A 14,708-nucleotide genomic window follows, 5' to 3' on the forward strand; every position below is an offset into this window, starting at 1 on the left:
ATCAAAAAACAACTGCCGGAGATCGTTGATCTTAATCTGCCGGTGGAAGGCGTTTTTCACAATCTGGCGTTTGTCTCGATTGACAAACGTTATCCCGGCCAGGCCCGCAAAGTCATGCATGCCCTGTGGGGCTTGGGCCAGATGATGTTTACCAAAATTATCGTCATTTTCGATAAAGAAGTAGATGTCCAAAATCTGTCGCAGGTGCTCTGGCGGCTGGGGAGTAATATCGACCCGCGGCGGGATCTGGTCCTGGTCGACGGACCGGTGGATGTGCTGGACCATGCCTCGCCCCTGCCCCACTACGGCTCCAAGATGGGCATTGATGCCACCCGCAAATGGCCCGAAGAGGGCTTTACTCGGGAATGGCCGCCAGTCATTACCATGGCCCCTGAGGTGGTCAAGAAGGTGGATGAATTATGGCCCCGCCTCGGACTGGAATAAACCGCTACGCTATCGCCCTGACCGGGGCCAGCGGCATGATCTATGCCCGGGAACTTTTTGCCTATTTCCAGAGCCGCCCTGATTTAGAAGTGCATGCTGTGTGTTCCGCGGCCGGGGAACAGGTCCTCGGTTTGGAATTGGGCCTCAGCCTGCCGGAACTGATCGGCCCGCAGGCTATCCTCCACTCGGTTAAAGACTTCGCTGCCCCTCTGGCCAGCGGTTCCTTTCGCCTTCAGGCTCTGGTAGTGATCCCCTGTACTATGGGTACTCTTGGCGCTATTGCCCAGGGCCAGTCGCAGAACCTGATTCATCGGGCTGCCGAGGTCTGTCTGAAAGAACGGCGGCCGCTGCTGTTGGTGGTGCGGGAAACGCCGCTTAACCTGATCCATCTACGCAATATGACCCAGGCGGCTCAAGCCGGGGCGACGATTTTCCCCGCTATGCCGGGCTTTTATCACCAACCTCGGACGCTGGAGGACTTGGCCCGCAATTTTGTCGGCCGCCTCCTGGATCATCTGGGTCTGGCACATGATCTGACCAGGCGCTGGGGCGAGTAATGGACCGTTCCTTTTCCCCACTACAGAATTTTCTTAAACGAAAACCGAAAACCGAAAACCGAAAACCATTTTTCCCGTCGATCCTCATCCTGCTGCAGATGATCAAGATCGAACACACCGTCTTTGCCCTCCCTTTTGCCTTCATGGGGGCGCTGCTGGCGGCGCGGGGCTTGCCCAGCGCACGGCAGGCGCTGTTCATTCTGTTGGCCATGATAGGAGCCCGGAGTACCGCCATGGCCTTCAATCGCCTGGTGGATGCGCCCTATGACGCCCTCAACCCCCGCACCCAGAAGCGGGCCTTACCCCAAGGTTTGATCAGCCGGGCGGCCACGATCCAATTTATTCTGGTCAGCACCCTGCTGTTTTTCTGGGCCGCGGCGCAACTCAACCGCTTATGCCTGCTGCTCTCGCCCCTGGCCCTGGCCGTGGTCCTGCTCTATTCTTTTACCAAACGCTTTACCTGGGCCTGCCACCTGTTTCTAGGAGCGGCTCTGGCTATAGCTCCCAGTGCTGGCTGGATCGCGGTGCGGGGTGATCTGACCGTAGTGCCGGTGGTCCTCTCCTTGGCGGTACTGCTGTGGGTGGCGGGTTTCGACATCCTCTATGCCCTGCCGGACGAGGAATTTGACCGCCAGGTGGGGCTATATTCCTGTCCAGGCCGGTTTGGCCGGGTCAAGGCTATGCGGTTGGCTGCGGTATTACATCTCGGTGCCGGCGTAGGATTCGTCCTGACCGGCTGGCTGGCCGGGTTGAGTTGGCTTTATTGGGGCATGGCGTTGATAACCGGGGTTTTATTGCTGGCCGAACATATTTTGCTGTCCCCCCATGATCTTTCCCGCCTTAACCATGCCTTTTTCACCCTCAACAGTCTGGTGGGAGTGTTGTTAGGACTGGCAACTCTGTTCAGCCTCTGGCCTTAAGTTGGCCATTAGACAGCCGATATAATATTGAAGCTTTTTTTCCGATTTTTTTTAACTTTGTGCTTGACAATTTTTTCCCACTGGCCTTAAAATTGTGACATTAGAATTATATGGGGTAGGAACTTATATTGGGAGGCTTATAACAGAAAGGGGGTGGGGGAAAAAGTTTCGACTTGTATACAGAGTATTATTCCAATTGTTTAACTACTTTGTTTAAGGGGGGAAATTATGAGAAGTAAGGGGAAAATTATTCTGCTGGCAGCCGTTGCTGCCTTGGTATTGGTCCCAGCTCTCTGCTGGGGCGAAATGTATGTGGAGGGCTATGTCGGCGGTAATTTGGGAGCCAATACTGACATTGACATTACTGCTGGCGCTACTGCAACTGCCAAAGATGCCAAAGTAGACCCTGCGGTCATTGGCGGCGTCAAGTTTGGCTATTGGTTTACCAAAGAGGGTTTTTTAGGCTATGACTACCCAGATTGGATGAAGTATCTGGGCTTTGCTCTCGATCTCAGTTATAATAATCTGGATTTCAAGCGTCAAGAGGTTCAGGTAAATGGTGGCCGGGCTTTTATTTGGGACCAGGGTCGAGCCTTCACCATCGGCTTCATGTTCAACGGCCGTTACGGCTTCCTGCCTGACTCGGAAGTGCCCTTTGGCCGGTTGCAACCTTATGTCGCCGTCGGCCCGGCGTTATTTATCTCCAGCATGGAACTTGAGGGCTTGGGTTCCGACAGTACGACCGAAATCGCTCTGATGGTCGATGCCGGAATGCGTTATATGTGTCTGAAAAATGTCTCCCTGGATCTAGCCTTCCGGTACCGCTATACCCAACCGTCGTACGATTTCAGAAATGTCTCTGTTGAGCCGGATTTCAACCTCTTCAGCTTTTACCTAGGCGCGGCTTACCACTTCTAGACGAGCCACCCAGGAAACCTCGGGGCGGCCTGCGGGCCGCCTTTTTTATTGGCTCAGACCCAAGCTCTCCCAGTAATTTGATTAAGGGGTTTTTTCAAGATCAACAAAAACACGCACGGTTGGATTTCCTCGGGAGTCCAGAATTTCCAATGCACGTATCGCGGAAATAATTGTTCGTTGTGGACACATTGGTGCCAGCGGGTAAAATTCCTGGCGGAACGGCCGGTGCCATGTTCCCGGTCGAGTTTGTCAAATACATGTCTAGGAATAAATTTGAGCAGCAGTGTATCATATTATAAAAATAGCTATTATTAAGCAGTAGATTCCACTATAAAAGACGGCGGGGATAGGTGTTGGATTAGGACAGGCGGCGGGCAGCGACCGCCAGATCGTGCAACCCCGGGCGGTCGATGATCCTGATCCGGGGACCTTCGGCCTCGATCAGCCCTTGTCGGATCATTTTGGCCAGAATGCGCGATAGGGTTTCGGGAATGGTACCCAACAGACTGGCCAGGAGGTTTTTCGGGATATCTAATTTTACCTCATCGGTTCCGCCCTGTTGGTGGCTTAAATATAGCAAATAGGCGGCCAGCCGGCCGGGGACCTCCTTAAGGGACAAATCTTCGATCAACTGGGTAAACTGTCGCAGCCGCCGCGACAGCACCGCCAACATATTCAAGGCCAGGGAGGGATTTCGTTTGATCAGCTCCACGAAGGCGTTCCGGGGAAAAAAGAACAATCGGCAATCGTCCAGGGCCTCGGCGTTGGCTGGAAAGCGCTGACCGGCAAACACCGGCACCTCGCCGAATGGTTCCCCCGCTCCAAAGATGTGTAAAATCTGCTCCTTGCCCTCCAGGGAGAGCTTAAAGATTTTTACCCGGCCGGCCACCACCACGTAAAAGCCATCGCCGTCATCGCCCTCGGAGAAAATCGTCTGCCCGGGGTGGAATACTTTATCCAAAACGATGGCGGCCAGCTCATCGTATTGCTCCTCAGAAAGACCTTCGAATAGGGGAATATTTGCCAGTTCCTGTGGTATTCTCATCGACCAGCCTAAAAAAATGCAGGCGCTTGACCTAAGTCAAGGCATTTTTGAGCCTGGTAATTATATTAAAGGTAAAAAGTCTGGCTGGAAAGTAAAAGTTAGCATGGTGGCCGGCTGATATCATTAAACCGAGGTCAGAGCGTAAAGATGTTTTGTTACCAATGTGAACAGACTGCCAATTGCCAGGGCTGTACGGTATTAGGAGTTTGTGGCAAGTCCCCCGAAGTTGCGGCGCTCCCGGGTTTCCCAGAGGATACCAACGGCCCTTATGTAATGGTGGGGTTTTGCCATCAGTGGGGAGGGTCGGGGGACTGCTGGCCCCCCGCTTCCCCCAAGAACAGTTTTTTTCGGACTACAATTTACCAATTTTATGACCTAAGCATTAAATTCTAAAGGGAGAAAACCATGCAATGTCCGGGACAGGATAGACGCTACTGGAAACCGGGGGCCATCTTTGAGAGCAAATGCCCGGAGTGCGGCGCCGATATCGAGTTTTTCAAAGATGAACCCAGCCGCCGGTGCAAGAATTGCGGTCATCGGGTGTTGAACCCCAAAATCGATTTCGGTTGCGCTTCATATTGCAAATACGCTGAACAATGCCTGGGAGAGCTGTCGCCAGAACTGCTGGCCCAGCGGGATGATCTGCTCAAGGACCGGGTGGCCATTGCCATGAAGCGTTATTTTGGCCAGGATTTCCGCCGCATCAACCATGCCCGGCGGGTGGCCCGCTATGCCGAAGAGATCGGCAAGAATGAGCAGGGCAATATGGCGGTGATTCTGTGCGCTGCTTATCTCCATGACATCGGCATCAAAGAATCGGAAAGAAAATATCGGAGCCCCTCGGCCCGGTACCAGGAGCAGGAAGGGCCGCCGGTGGCCCGACAGATTTTGGAGCAATTAGGTGCTCGGGCTGAGCTGATCTACGAGGTTTGCGACATTATCGGCCATCATCATCACCCCCGGCCTGAGGAAACCGTGAATTTCAAGGCGCTCTATGATGCTGACCTGATCGTCAATCTGGAGGAGCAACAGGAAAAAGCTCCTGTCGACCGGGATCGACTGGCCGCCAGGATTGACAAGGCGTTTTTGACCGACAGCGGCCGGGCGCTAGCCCGGCGGGTGTTACTTAAATAACCGGGCCAGGCAGTTAAGGAGAAAAACATGAAAATCAGGCGTAAAATAATCGAGATCGATGAAGACCTCTGTGACGGCTGCGGCCAGTGCGTGCCGGCCTGTGCGGAGGGCGCGATTCAGGTGATTGACGGCAAGGCCCGATTGGTGGCGGAGAAATTCTGCGACGGCCTGGGGGCCTGCCTGGGAGATTGCCCGACCGGGGCCTTGCACATTGTGGAACGGGATGCCGAAGACTTTGACCCCGAGGCGGTGGAGGCCTACTTGCAGTCCACACCCCCGGCCGAGTCACTGGCTTGTGGCTGCCCCTCGGCTCAGGTGCAGACTTTTCGCCCGCCTCAGCCGGCGCCAAGCCCGGAAGCCCCGGTGGGCTCGGCGCTGTCCCACTGGCCCATCAAGATTAAACTGGTCCCGGTTAAGGCCCCGTTTTTACAAGGGGCTGATCTTCTAGTCCTGGCCGATTGCGCCGGGGTCGTCTATCCCCGGCTGCACCAGGAGCTGCTGTCCGGCAAGGTGGTGCTGCTCGGCTGCCCCAAATTTGATGACCCTCAGGAATATCTAGATAAATTGACCCAGATCTTCCAGAATGCCGACGTCCGGAGCATTACCGTGGCGATTATGGAGGTGCCCTGCTGTTCCGGCCTGACCGGTATAGTGGAAAAGGCCCTGGCCGCGGCGGGCCCAAAAGTTCCCCTGGAGCAAATAGTCATCAGCCGCCAAGGCCAGGTGACCCACCGGCAACAGTTGACCGCGTGATATTACTCCGAGCATTTAAAAGGTTAATATGAGGGGAGGAGTTAGGGGTCTGCGACCCCTAACCCCCCAGTGATTTATCTTATTACCTGTGTAATAAGTCTCCGGGTTGGGTAAATATACCGGTAGGTATATTCGGTAATCTAGATACGGGCGGTGATGGCCTGAGCCGCAAGCAGGCCGCTGACCGAGGCCTGGACCAGACCGCGGGTGATGCCGGCCCCGTCGCCGATGATAAACAGATTGCGTATACTGGATTCCAGTTGCGAGGTCAGTTTGAGGCGGTGGGAATAGAACTTGACTTCGACGCCATAGAGCAGGGTATGGCGGGAATTGATGCCCGGAGCCAGATGGTCCATGGCCTCTAGCATCTCTAATATGTCGAACAGGTACCGATAAGGCAGGACAAAACTCAAATCCCCGGGAGTGGCCTGGGCTAAAGTAGGGGTAGTGATGCAGCGGGCCAGCCGGGTCAGAGTGGAGCGGCGGCCGGATTGCAGGTCGCCCAAACGCTGCACCAGCGCGCCTTTGCCTAGCAGGTTGGCCAGCCGGGCAATATAACGGCCATAGCTGATCGGGTCATCGAAAGGCTCGGTAAAGGTCGAACTGACCAGGATGGCAAAATTGGTGTTCTCTGATCTGCGGTAGGTGTAGCTGTGGCCGTTGACCGTTAGCAGGCCGTCCAGATCCTCCAGCACCACTTCGCCGTAGGGATTCATGCAAAAGGTGCGCACTTTATCATCGAAGGTGCGGGAATAATAGATGAGCTTGGCCTCATAGGCGGCGTCGGTTAAGGGGGCCAACACCGGGGCCGGGGCCTCCACCCTAACGCCGATATCCACCGGACTGGGGATGGAGGGAATGCCCAGACGCCGGGTCTCTTGCCTGATCCATTCGGCCCCTGCCCGTCCCGGGGCCGCAATAACAAAGCGGGCTGAGAGGCTCTCACCGCTGGCTAGTTCGACGCCCTGGACCTCTCGATCATTTGCCAAAATCCGGGTAACGCGACAGTTGGTGCGTATGTCAATATGCCCTTCCAGGTGCTCCCGCAGGCCGGTCAGGACATGCAAGCAATTTTCAGTACCGATATGGCGCAGGCGAGTAGGCACCAGGGTCATCCCGGCGTGGCGGGCCCGGACCTCCAAAAGCTCCAGGGCTTCGGAATCGCCGCCGTAGAGGCGATCCGGGGCCCCGAACTGGACATATATGGCGTCAGCCTCCTGAATCAGCTCCTGGAGGGTCGTCAGGGGCAGCAGTTCGGCTAAAAAACCGCCCACTTCCGGGGTGAGCATGAGTTTGCCGTCGCTGTAGGCCCCGGCTCCACCCCAGCCACAGAGCAGGTCCCCCGGACCCCGGTGCTGGCGAGCCTCAAGGTCTTTGCCCTGCTCTAGCAGCAATATCCGGTAGCGGTTTGGTTTAGCCAGTGTTAGCGCGGCGAACAGACCGGCCGGACCGGCGCCGATGATGACGATGTCATAATCAGGGTTCATCAGGTCAACCAGTCGTCAGATCGATTATGAGGCCAGGGCCTGTTGATTGCCGGGGCCTTCCTTCAACCGGTGTCCACAGGCCGGGCAGAAGGTGAAGTCGTGACTGAGACTCTGGTGGCATTGGGGGCAGACCTGCTCCTGATAATGACTGTGTGGAGAGGGGCTATCAGTCTGCTCGGAGAGCGAGGGTAGGGCGGATTGCAATTCAGCGCTGGCCTGCTTGAATTTTTTGACCATCTGCGCCAGAGTTTGAGCAAATTCCGGCAGTCTCTGGGGACCAAAGAGGATTAAAGCGAGTAGCAGAATGACCAGTAATTCAGGGAATTCAATCCCAAACATGGAGCGCTATCCTTATTTTGGCGGTTCCGCATCCTCCTGGAGGCGATGGCCACAATGCGGACAGAAGGCAAAGCCGGTCAAACTCTCCTGGTGGCATTGAGGGCAGACTTTGGTCTTGGCGGCAGTCTGGTCAGTCTGGCTGTCAGTTGCGGCGGATTGGTTTTCCTTGGGCAAAGGTTCCGGCGCATCTTCGGTGGCCCGCTTGAAGCCGCGGATCGCCTTGCCGATGCTGTCCCCCAACTCCGGTAGCCGCTTGGGGCCGAACAACAGCAGGGCAATGACCAGAATAATGATCAGAGTGGTGAGATTATAACCGAACATGGATAGATATCCCTTTAGGATCATTCTTTTGCTTGCCAGTATATCAGAGAAAAGATAAGATAACAAGCAGTAACCGTGCATGAGAGAATTACCGCAGTCAATGACCGACTGCCAGCGACGAAAAACTCCGACATTCGCAGTTTAGCTTCGATTATGAAAGATTGGAATGTAGTTCTGACCGCCTTCATGAATCAAGGCCGCCGCCTGCTCCGGATGATTGATAGTCTGGGAGAATTTCAGGATTCGGGATTTCATGAAGTATTCTTGGGCAAGGTGCCGGATATGGAAGCCTTTTTAGAAGATTTGCGCCGGCGCTGGGAGGAGGAACCGGAATTTTCAGAGGTTCTCAGTACAGTGGTGCCCATTCGCCAGGTTTTTCCCTTCACCCTGGAAAACCTCCTGTCCCGGCTTCAAGAAGCGACCCAGGTTCTACTTGATGACATCGGCGAATCATCGTTTTATGTGCGGATGAAACGGCGGGGGCACAAGGGCGAGCTCTCCAGTCTGGCCGTGGAGCAACAGTTAGACGCCTTTCTGAAACAGGAGTGTGAGCGCCGGGGCCAGAAATGTCATATCGACTTTGACCAAGCAGAAAAAATCGTGGTCATTGAGACCATTCACAATCAGTGCGGCATTGGGCTGGTCACCCGGGAGATGAAAGCCCGCTATCCTTTTATTAAGGTCAAGTAATATTTTTATCGTAATGCAATATTAAATCCATCCATTCGGTGCTTGAGAAACTGCGATCTGCTCAAATCAGGAGTGCCGAACCCCGGAGGGTTAATAATTCTCAGTAATAAAATTAAAAAACCGGGGAGGTCTTTATCTCCTCCCAACTTATTGCCGGGGGTAGGCCCGGAAACCATGCCCCTGGCGGCCCGGATGCGGCCTCGGAATCTGGAAGAATTTGTCGGCCAGGAGCATCTGGTGGGGCGGGGGCGGTTGCTGCGGCGGGCCATCGAGGTTGATCGCTTATACTCCTCGCTGATCTTTTGGGGGCCGCCGGGTTGCGGCAAGACCACCCTGGCCCAGGTGATCGCCGCGGTTACCCGCAGCCATTTTGAGAGTTTGAGCGCAGTGATGAGCGGGGTCAAAGAGATCCGGCAACTGGTGAGCGAGGTCCAGCAACGCCGCCCCCGCGGAGTGCGGACCTTGGTGTTGATCGATGAAATTCATCGCTTTAATAAGGCCCAACAGGATGCCTTGCTGCCCCATGTGGAAGCAGGGACCTTGACACTTATCGGCGCCACCACCGAAAATCCATATTTTGAAATTATCGGGCCATTACTTTCCCGGGCCCGAATCTTTGTGTTTCAGCCCTTAAGCGAAGCCGACATTCTGGTGCTGCTGCGCCGGGCTTTGCAGGATCAGGAGCGGGGGTTGGGCACCTATCCGGCTGAGGTAGATGACGAGGCCCTGTGCCATCTGGCCCGAATGGCTGGCGGCGATGCCCGGAATGCCTTGAATGCCCTGGAACTGGCGGTGTTGAGCACTTCCCCAGGTTCAGATGGGCGCATCCGGGTAGATCTGGCGGTGGCGGCTGAGTCGATTCAGCAGCGGGCCATCTTTTATGACCGGGATGGCGAGGCCCATTATGACACCATCTCGGCCTTTATCAAAAGCGTGCGCGGCTCCGATGTGGATGCCGCTCTCTATTGGTTGGCCCGCATGGTGCAGGCCGGGGAGGATCCCAAATTTATCGTCCGCCGCCTTTTTATCCTGGCCGCCGAAGATATCGGCCTGGCCGATCCCCAGGCCCTGGTCCAGGTGGCGGCCGCAGCTCAAGCGCTCTCCTGGGTGGGGCTGCCGGAGGCCCAATACCATTTGGCCCAGGCCACCATCTATCTGGCCCTGGCGCCCAAGAGCAATTCCACCCAGGCCTATTTTCGGGCTCTGCAAGTGGTCAGCGAACAGGGGATAACAGAGGTCCCTTTACATTTGCGCGACCCCAAACGGGATGGCCGAGGCTTGGGACACGGCCGGGACTATAAATATCCCCACGATTATCCCGGCCACTACGTGCCGCAAACCTACCTGCCGGAAAGACTGGAGGGGGAACGGTTCTACGAACCGGGGGAAGAAGGGGTGGAAAAAGATTTGAGCGCCCGGTGGAAGCAATTGCGCCAGCCAGATTCTGGGACCTGATAGCCCCGTCCAAGAAAAATTGATCTGTGGCTGGACAAAAATTAAATTCGTAATTATAATTAAAATGATAATTTTTTCATTAGAAAAGATTTTTGTGAAATATTTTTTCCAAGCCCCCTAATTTTTTAAATTTGTCTTATATTTCTGGGAAATCCCTAAAAGTGCAGTTTGTCAAGCACCAGGAACCAAACTTTGCCGAAGTAAACACTTTGCAGGGGAAGGAATGGGGCCGGCCAGCGGTTGGCGAATCTGAGGAACTATCCAGGATTAAGTCCCGGAGCATGCCAACCCAGAGCCGGTTTTATAAGTATCCGATTATCGGTGTTTTATTAAGATTTTTCAGATGGTGGCTGGTCTTTTCGGGAATCTACGCCATGTCCTCGGTATGCCCTTTTTGCGGTCAATTCGGATGTCCTGTGGGAGGTGGTGCTGCCGGTTTAGTGGGCGGATTATTTGCCGTATTAGTTCAACAGGGCAAAGCAATCTCACGTTTCGCTAAAAATTTTTTACTAAAACCATCAAACTAATTAGGCCAGGAACAAACATGGGCTGGTTCTTAAACTGGGACCAACCTTGGTAAGGGAGGACCACATGGCCCGGATTCTGTTTGGTGATAGCGACCCGCATATCCAACTGCTCTGTCAAGAGGAATTTCTTGACGAAGGATATGAGGTGATGGTCGCTTCTGATGGTCAGGAACTAATTCGCCTGATGGATGCGGCGCATCCTGATCTCGTGGTTATGGAGTTGTTATTGCCCGATATGTCAGGGTTGGAGACCATGCGTATTATTAAGGGTACTGCCAAAGAGACCCCGGTGATCTTTTATTCTGCTTATAATCTCTCGCTGCCGGCAAATGCCATTGGGGCCGATGGCTTGGTGTTGAAAAGTTCGGATATGGAGCTCCTGAAGAAAGCAGTCCGCAAATTCATTAAGGTTAAGAAAGTAGCCCAATTTTCAAATGGAAACTCCTGTAACTAGCTCAGGAGGAAATAATGGCGATTATGGAAATCAGTGTAGTTCCCCTGGGGTTGGGGCAGACCAGTGTCGGTGATTACATTGCGGCGGTAGTGCAATACTTGCAGAAAGAGCAAGTTCCTCATTATCTGACGGATATGGGCACCATTGTCGAGGGCAGCATCGAGCAGTTGCTCCAAGTGGCTCAGGCTTTGCACGAACTGCCTTTTAACCGGGGAGTGAAGCGAGTTCTTACTCACCTGACCATTGATGATCGACGCGACAAGGAAGTTCACCTGGATGACAAGATCCGCGCTGTCAAGCAGCGGCTTGTTTAGAAATAAATGGTTCAATTTAATAAAGATTATTATCAGATCCTAGGGGTCCCCAGGGACGCTAAGGAAGAAGACATCAAGAAAAAATACCGGCAACTGGCCCTGAAATATCACCCGGATCGCAATCCCGGTGATAAAGAGGCCGAAGAACGGTTCAAGGAAGCTTCCGAAGCCTATGAGGTGTTGCGAGACCCTCAGAAACGGCGGCTGTACGATCAATACGGCCATGAAGGGCTGCGCGATACTGGCTTTACCGGCTTCCATGATTTTTCCGATATCTTCGGGGCCTTCAGTGATATCTTCGAAGACCTCTTTGGTTTTGGAGGTCCGCAGGCCCGTCGATCTGGCCCCCAGGCCGGTGTTGATCGGCGTTACGATTTAGATCTGGATTTTGTCGACGCGGCCCTGGGAACCGAGATCAACATCGAAATAACCCGAACAGTCAATTGCCGATCATGCCAAGGCAGTGGTGTCCGGCCGGGCACCCGTAAAATTCCTTGTCCCCAGTGTGGCGGTCGGGGACATATTATCCGTAGCCATGGGTTTTTAAGGATTAGCACTACCTGCCCCCGGTGCCAGGGGCGGGGCGAAATCATTGCCGAGCCTTGCCCCAAATGTCGAGGAACCGGCCGGATACCGGAAAAAAAGAAGCTCTCAGTCAGAATTCCACCCGGGGTGGATAACGGTACCCACCTGATCATGTCCGGAGAGGGCGATGAAGGTATTAATGGCGGCCCGCCGGGCGACTTATATATTGTTATGCATGTGCGGCCCCATGAACTCTTTGACCGAGAGGGCTATAACCTGCGCTTAAAACTGCCCATCTCCTTTGTTCAAGCCGCTCTTGGAGATAAAGTTCCCATACCTACCCTCAGCGGCCAAAAGGAAATGATTATTCATCCCGGCACCCAACCGGGGGAAATAATCCGCTTGAAAGGTGAGGGCATCCCCATCTTGAAAGGCTACGGGCGGGGGGATTTGCTGGTTGAAGTCCATGTCGTTATCCCACGCCACCTTAGCCCCAAACAACAAGAGTTGTTGGAAGAATTTGCTGCCTTAGATGATTCCCAGCTAGCAAGTAGTCATCGATCCCTGCCTCAGGAAGGACTCTTAAAAAAATTATGGCGGTCAATTCGGGCCATGGTCTGAGATCAGATGCTGGCTTGGGGTCGGGCTATCTGCCAGATAACTCAATAAATTTAGGCTATCGAATCGAAAAATGCTTTTTTTCTCTTTTTTTGCTAGATTTAATGATATAATTCACAAGACCGCTGATTCTATAAGGTAGCGAAAAATTTTTGAAACACAGGTCACTGGTGCTAGTTAGTTAAGCGGGAAAGGAGTCACAGACGATGGCCACCTTAGCAGATCGTAGCTCTTGGGATATTTTACGCGAGCCCAACCGCATCTTGTTTGAAGAAGATTATGGCTCTCGTATGGAGTTGTTGATCTACTTTCTCACCTTCAGCGTGGAGTTCGGGCTGGCTCTGGTTCTGGCCCTAACTTATTTGCGTCATTGAGTTGGCTTAACGCTTATTCCGGGGTTTTGCCGGTTAGTGGTGACCGAGCATTAAGGAAAGTAAACTGCCGTTTTACTTGAATACCAGGCCCAAAGGGCCGGGGAAGATTATGAAGCCCGGCCCCTAAGAAAAACTATTCACCTTCAGAGTACTGTGCTAAAATCTAAGTTTATCAGGCTGGAACCCAAAGTTGCCATTGGTTCATTAAAAGCAGGTCCCGACGCTTGACTTTTGCGGGATCAAGGTTAAAATATAAAAAGGGAAACCAGGACACTTGTCTGAAATGCACAAGGCCCTAGGTAAAGACAAAACCATATCGGCAAATTTTTGATATGGCAATGTGTGAATTAGAAACCTATGGGAGGCCTTGGGAATGACCAATGAATTATTAGCACCAGGTGGAAACCTGGACATGGTGGACGCGGTCTTTAAAAACGGCGCTGACGCGGTCTATGTCGGGTCCAAGGGTTTTAGCCGGCGAAAGTGTGCTTGGGAATTAGAAGATAGTCAAATCGCTGAAGCAGTGAAAATCGGGAATAAGTATCACCGCAAGGTGCGGGTGGCGTTGAATGCTGAGGTTCCGGAAGAGAAATTAGAGCTGGCACTGAAGAAAGTGGGCAAGTACGCCCACTTTGGGATTGAGGGAGTTATTGTCAAAACCCCGGCCTTGATTAAATTAATCAGCCGGCATTACCCGGAATTGGTTATTCATGCCAGTGTGGGATGTAACATCCGCACCAAGGAAGAGATGGCCCGGTACAAGGCACTGGGAGTCACCCAGATCGTGGCCTCCACCGAGATCAAGACCGTGGAGCAACTGCGGCGCTTCAAGCAGGAGGCCGATACCTTGGGGATCAAAACCGAGGTGCTGATCCATGGCAATCGCTGCATCGGCGGCGTGGGTAACTGTATGTTCCACGAACTGATCGCTGATTCCTACATCCGTAAGGTTTATTACGATGAGGACGGCAATGAAATCGTCGAATACGAGGGTTGGCCGGACCGCAGTGGTAGTTGTTTCCGCCTCTGCCTGCTGTCGGATGAACAGCGGCGCAAAGTTTTATCCCGCCGGGGGGTGAGCGAAGCGCGGATCGCCGAGATCAATGAGCGGGTCCGCCGCGATCCCAACGTCGCTTTCGCCATCATGGGGGACGAATTAAAACAATACATAGATTTAGGCCTGGCTACGCTTAAGGTCCAGGGCCGGGAATACGCCGTCTCCATGATCGGTAAAATGATCTGTTGCTATCGGAAATTAATCGACGGCCATTTGCGCGGCGATGACATCAATGGGCCAATCTATCAACGCATTCAGGACCGGTTAGCCAATCTGGTGGCCGACCGGGATCGGGCCCGCTGGGAAAAAACCAGGGAACTGCACCGCAATATCGTTGGCCTGTAAGGAGGCCAACGAGATAGCTTGGGCCCCCCAAAAGCCTGTCCTCGCTGAGGATAGGCTTTTTGCTTAAGGGAGGATACCACCCCCACGCTTACCCGCAGAAGCTGATCCGGGGACGGTTCAATGAAGTAGTTGAATGGCGATTTTTCGCCTTTCGTAGGCTTCCGGGATTCCCGGCAAAAATGCTCCAACTCCTTATGCCCGTCATCCCAGAAGACCGACATCAGCGTCAGGATGAAATCCGCCTGGCTAAGCGGCGTACCCTTGCTGTTGATGCGAACCAAGACAGCCGAGACATCCTCTCCCAACCCCTTAAAGGGGGGATGGGAGGGGAAGCTTGAGGGGAGGCTGGCGGTCCCCCAGCCCTCCCCTCAGATTAACCTTTTAAATGCTCGGAGTAATAAAAGTTTGAAAAAATGTTTCTTGCCATTAAC

General features: G+C 53.7%; 17 protein-coding genes and 1 pseudogene. 13 read left to right on the forward strand and 5 right to left on the reverse strand.

Translation table 11 applies throughout. The features are described 5' to 3' along the window. From JRG72_00630 to JRG72_00645, 4 genes are all read left to right on the forward strand, one after another. The coding region (locus tag JRG72_00630; GenBank protein MBW2133727.1) for a UbiD family decarboxylase at nt 1-444 on the forward strand (444 nt) is incomplete at its 5' end. Continuing rightward, a complete protein-coding gene (locus tag JRG72_00635; GenBank protein ID MBW2133728.1) occupies nt 441-1,001 on the forward strand; it encodes a UbiX family flavin prenyltransferase in 561 nt (186 codons plus the stop codon). The genes JRG72_00630 and JRG72_00635, both read left to right, overlap by 4 nt. Then, on the forward strand, nt 1,001-1,921 hold the full coding sequence (locus JRG72_00640) for a UbiA family prenyltransferase (protein ID MBW2133729.1): 921 nt from the start codon (nt 1,001-1,003) through the stop codon (nt 1,919-1,921). The genes JRG72_00635 and JRG72_00640 overlap by 1 nt, the downstream gene beginning before the upstream one ends. A 228-nt stretch (nt 1,922-2,149) precedes the next feature. Then, nucleotides 2,150-2,839, forward strand: coding sequence for an outer membrane beta-barrel protein (locus JRG72_00645; protein ID MBW2133730.1), 690 nt, complete (start codon nt 2,150-2,152; stop codon nt 2,837-2,839). Nucleotides 2,840-3,018: 179 nt separating this feature from the next. Here the strand turns inward: JRG72_00645 and JRG72_00650 are convergent. Further along, nucleotides 3,019-3,123, reverse strand: a pseudogene (locus tag JRG72_00650) (DUF4372 domain-containing protein). A gap of 74 nt (nt 3,124-3,197) precedes the next feature. Further along, nucleotides 3,198-3,884 (reverse strand): Crp/Fnr family transcriptional regulator, encoded by a 687-nt coding sequence (locus JRG72_00655; protein MBW2133731.1) that lies wholly within the window; start codon nt 3,882-3,884, stop codon nt 3,198-3,200. Between the two features lie 405 nt (nt 3,885-4,289). Here JRG72_00655 and JRG72_00660 point away from each other — a divergent pair, with 405 nt between their 5' ends. Together JRG72_00660 and JRG72_00665 are read left to right on the forward strand one after the other, a co-directional pair. Then, on the forward strand, nt 4,290-5,018 hold the full coding sequence (locus JRG72_00660; GenBank protein ID MBW2133732.1) for an HD domain-containing protein: 729 nt from the start codon (nt 4,290-4,292) through the stop codon (nt 5,016-5,018). Between the two features lie 27 nt (nt 5,019-5,045). Then, nucleotides 5,046-5,771, forward strand: a complete 726-nt coding sequence (locus JRG72_00665; GenBank protein MBW2133733.1) for a 4Fe-4S binding protein — start codon at nt 5,046-5,048, stop codon at nt 5,769-5,771. Between the two features lie 140 nt (nt 5,772-5,911). On the opposite strand, the gene JRG72_00670 is transcribed toward JRG72_00665, so the two are convergent. From JRG72_00670 to tatA, 3 genes are read right to left on the reverse strand one after another with little or no spacing between them, the layout of a single operon-like run. Beyond that, nucleotides 5,912-7,258 carry an FAD-dependent oxidoreductase gene (locus JRG72_00670; GenBank protein MBW2133734.1) on the reverse strand — a complete coding sequence of 449 codons (1,347 nt, stop codon included), beginning with the start codon at nt 7,256-7,258 and terminating at the stop codon, nt 5,912-5,914. Nucleotides 7,259-7,282: 24 nt separating this feature from the next. Next, nucleotides 7,283-7,597: a twin-arginine translocase TatA/TatE family subunit gene (locus tag JRG72_00675; GenBank protein ID MBW2133735.1), complete on the reverse strand. Its 315-nt coding sequence runs from the start codon at nt 7,595-7,597 to the stop codon at nt 7,283-7,285. Nucleotides 7,598-7,609: 12 nt separating this feature from the next. Further along, on the reverse strand, nt 7,610-7,918 hold the full coding sequence (gene tatA / locus JRG72_00680) for a twin-arginine translocase TatA/TatE family subunit (GenBank protein ID MBW2133736.1): 309 nt from the start codon (nt 7,916-7,918) through the stop codon (nt 7,610-7,612). Nucleotides 7,919-7,993: 75 nt separating this feature from the next. Here tatA and JRG72_00685 point away from each other — a divergent pair, with 75 nt between their 5' ends. The 7 genes from JRG72_00685 to JRG72_00715 all read left to right on the forward strand — a co-directional run bounded on the left by JRG72_00685 (nt 7,994) and on the right by JRG72_00715 (nt 14,277). After that, a complete protein-coding gene (locus tag JRG72_00685; GenBank protein MBW2133737.1) occupies nt 7,994-8,608 on the forward strand; it encodes a hypothetical protein in 615 nt (204 codons plus the stop codon). Nucleotides 8,609-8,782: 174 nt separating this feature from the next. Next, a complete protein-coding gene (locus tag JRG72_00690) occupies nt 8,783-10,063 on the forward strand; it encodes a replication-associated recombination protein A (GenBank protein ID MBW2133738.1) in 1,281 nt (426 codons plus the stop codon). A 591-nt stretch (nt 10,064-10,654) separates the two neighbouring features. After that, complete coding sequence (locus tag JRG72_00695; GenBank protein MBW2133739.1) at nt 10,655-11,044, forward strand: response regulator; 390 nt, start codon at nt 10,655-10,657, stop codon at nt 11,042-11,044. A gap of 14 nt (nt 11,045-11,058) precedes the next feature. Then, nucleotides 11,059-11,358: an MTH1187 family thiamine-binding protein gene (locus tag JRG72_00700; protein ID MBW2133740.1), complete on the forward strand. Its 300-nt coding sequence runs from the start codon at nt 11,059-11,061 to the stop codon at nt 11,356-11,358. 6 nt (nt 11,359-11,364) lie between these two features. Next, entirely contained in the window at nt 11,365-12,504 is a 1,140-nt protein-coding gene (gene dnaJ, locus JRG72_00705; protein ID MBW2133741.1) for a molecular chaperone DnaJ, read from the forward strand. A 203-nt stretch (nt 12,505-12,707) separates the two neighbouring features. Next, nucleotides 12,708-12,875, forward strand: a complete 168-nt coding sequence (locus JRG72_00710; protein ID MBW2133742.1) for a hypothetical protein — start codon at nt 12,708-12,710, stop codon at nt 12,873-12,875. A gap of 373 nt (nt 12,876-13,248) precedes the next feature. Further along, entirely contained in the window at nt 13,249-14,277 is a 1,029-nt protein-coding gene (locus tag JRG72_00715; GenBank protein ID MBW2133743.1) for a U32 family peptidase, read from the forward strand. The last annotated feature ends 431 nt before the right edge of the window (nt 14,278-14,708 follow it).

It is taken from the genome of Deltaproteobacteria bacterium (assembly GCA_019309545.1).
Lineage (GTDB): Bacteria > Desulfobacterota > Desulfobaccia > Desulfobaccales > Desulfobaccaceae > Desulfobacca_B.

Excerpts from the sequence above, each read along its gene's own strand:
- JRG72_00695 (MBW2133739.1), top strand. The coding sequence starts at position 10,655 with ATGGCCCGGATTCTGTTTGGTGATAGCGACCCGCATATCCAACTGCTC.
- JRG72_00690 (MBW2133738.1), top strand. The coding sequence starts at position 8,783 with ATGCCCCTGGCGGCCCGGATGCGGCCTCGGAATCTGGAAGAATTTGTC.
- JRG72_00710 (MBW2133742.1), top strand. The coding sequence starts at position 12,708 with ATGGCCACCTTAGCAGATCGTAGCTCTTGGGATATTTTACGCGAGCCC.
- JRG72_00645 (MBW2133730.1), top strand. The coding sequence starts at position 2,150 with ATGAGAAGTAAGGGGAAAATTATTCTGCTGGCAGCCGTTGCTGCCTTG.
- JRG72_00655 (MBW2133731.1), bottom strand. The coding sequence starts at position 3,884 with ATGAGAATACCACAGGAACTGGCAAATATTCCCCTATTCGAAGGTCTT.
- JRG72_00670 (MBW2133734.1), bottom strand. The coding sequence starts at position 7,258 with ATGAACCCTGATTATGACATCGTCATCATCGGCGCCGGTCCGGCCGGT.
- JRG72_00660 (MBW2133732.1), top strand. The coding sequence starts at position 4,290 with ATGCAATGTCCGGGACAGGATAGACGCTACTGGAAACCGGGGGCCATC.
- JRG72_00675 (MBW2133735.1), bottom strand. The coding sequence starts at position 7,597 with ATGTTTGGGATTGAATTCCCTGAATTACTGGTCATTCTGCTACTCGCT.
- tatA (MBW2133736.1), bottom strand. The coding sequence starts at position 7,918 with ATGTTCGGTTATAATCTCACCACTCTGATCATTATTCTGGTCATTGCC.
- JRG72_00665 (MBW2133733.1), top strand. The coding sequence starts at position 5,046 with ATGAAAATCAGGCGTAAAATAATCGAGATCGATGAAGACCTCTGTGAC.
- dnaJ (MBW2133741.1), top strand. The coding sequence starts at position 11,365 with ATGGTTCAATTTAATAAAGATTATTATCAGATCCTAGGGGTCCCCAGG.
- JRG72_00715 (MBW2133743.1), top strand. The coding sequence starts at position 13,249 with ATGACCAATGAATTATTAGCACCAGGTGGAAACCTGGACATGGTGGAC.
- JRG72_00640 (MBW2133729.1), top strand. The coding sequence starts at position 1,001 with ATGGACCGTTCCTTTTCCCCACTACAGAATTTTCTTAAACGAAAACCG.
- JRG72_00700 (MBW2133740.1), top strand. The coding sequence starts at position 11,059 with ATGGCGATTATGGAAATCAGTGTAGTTCCCCTGGGGTTGGGGCAGACC.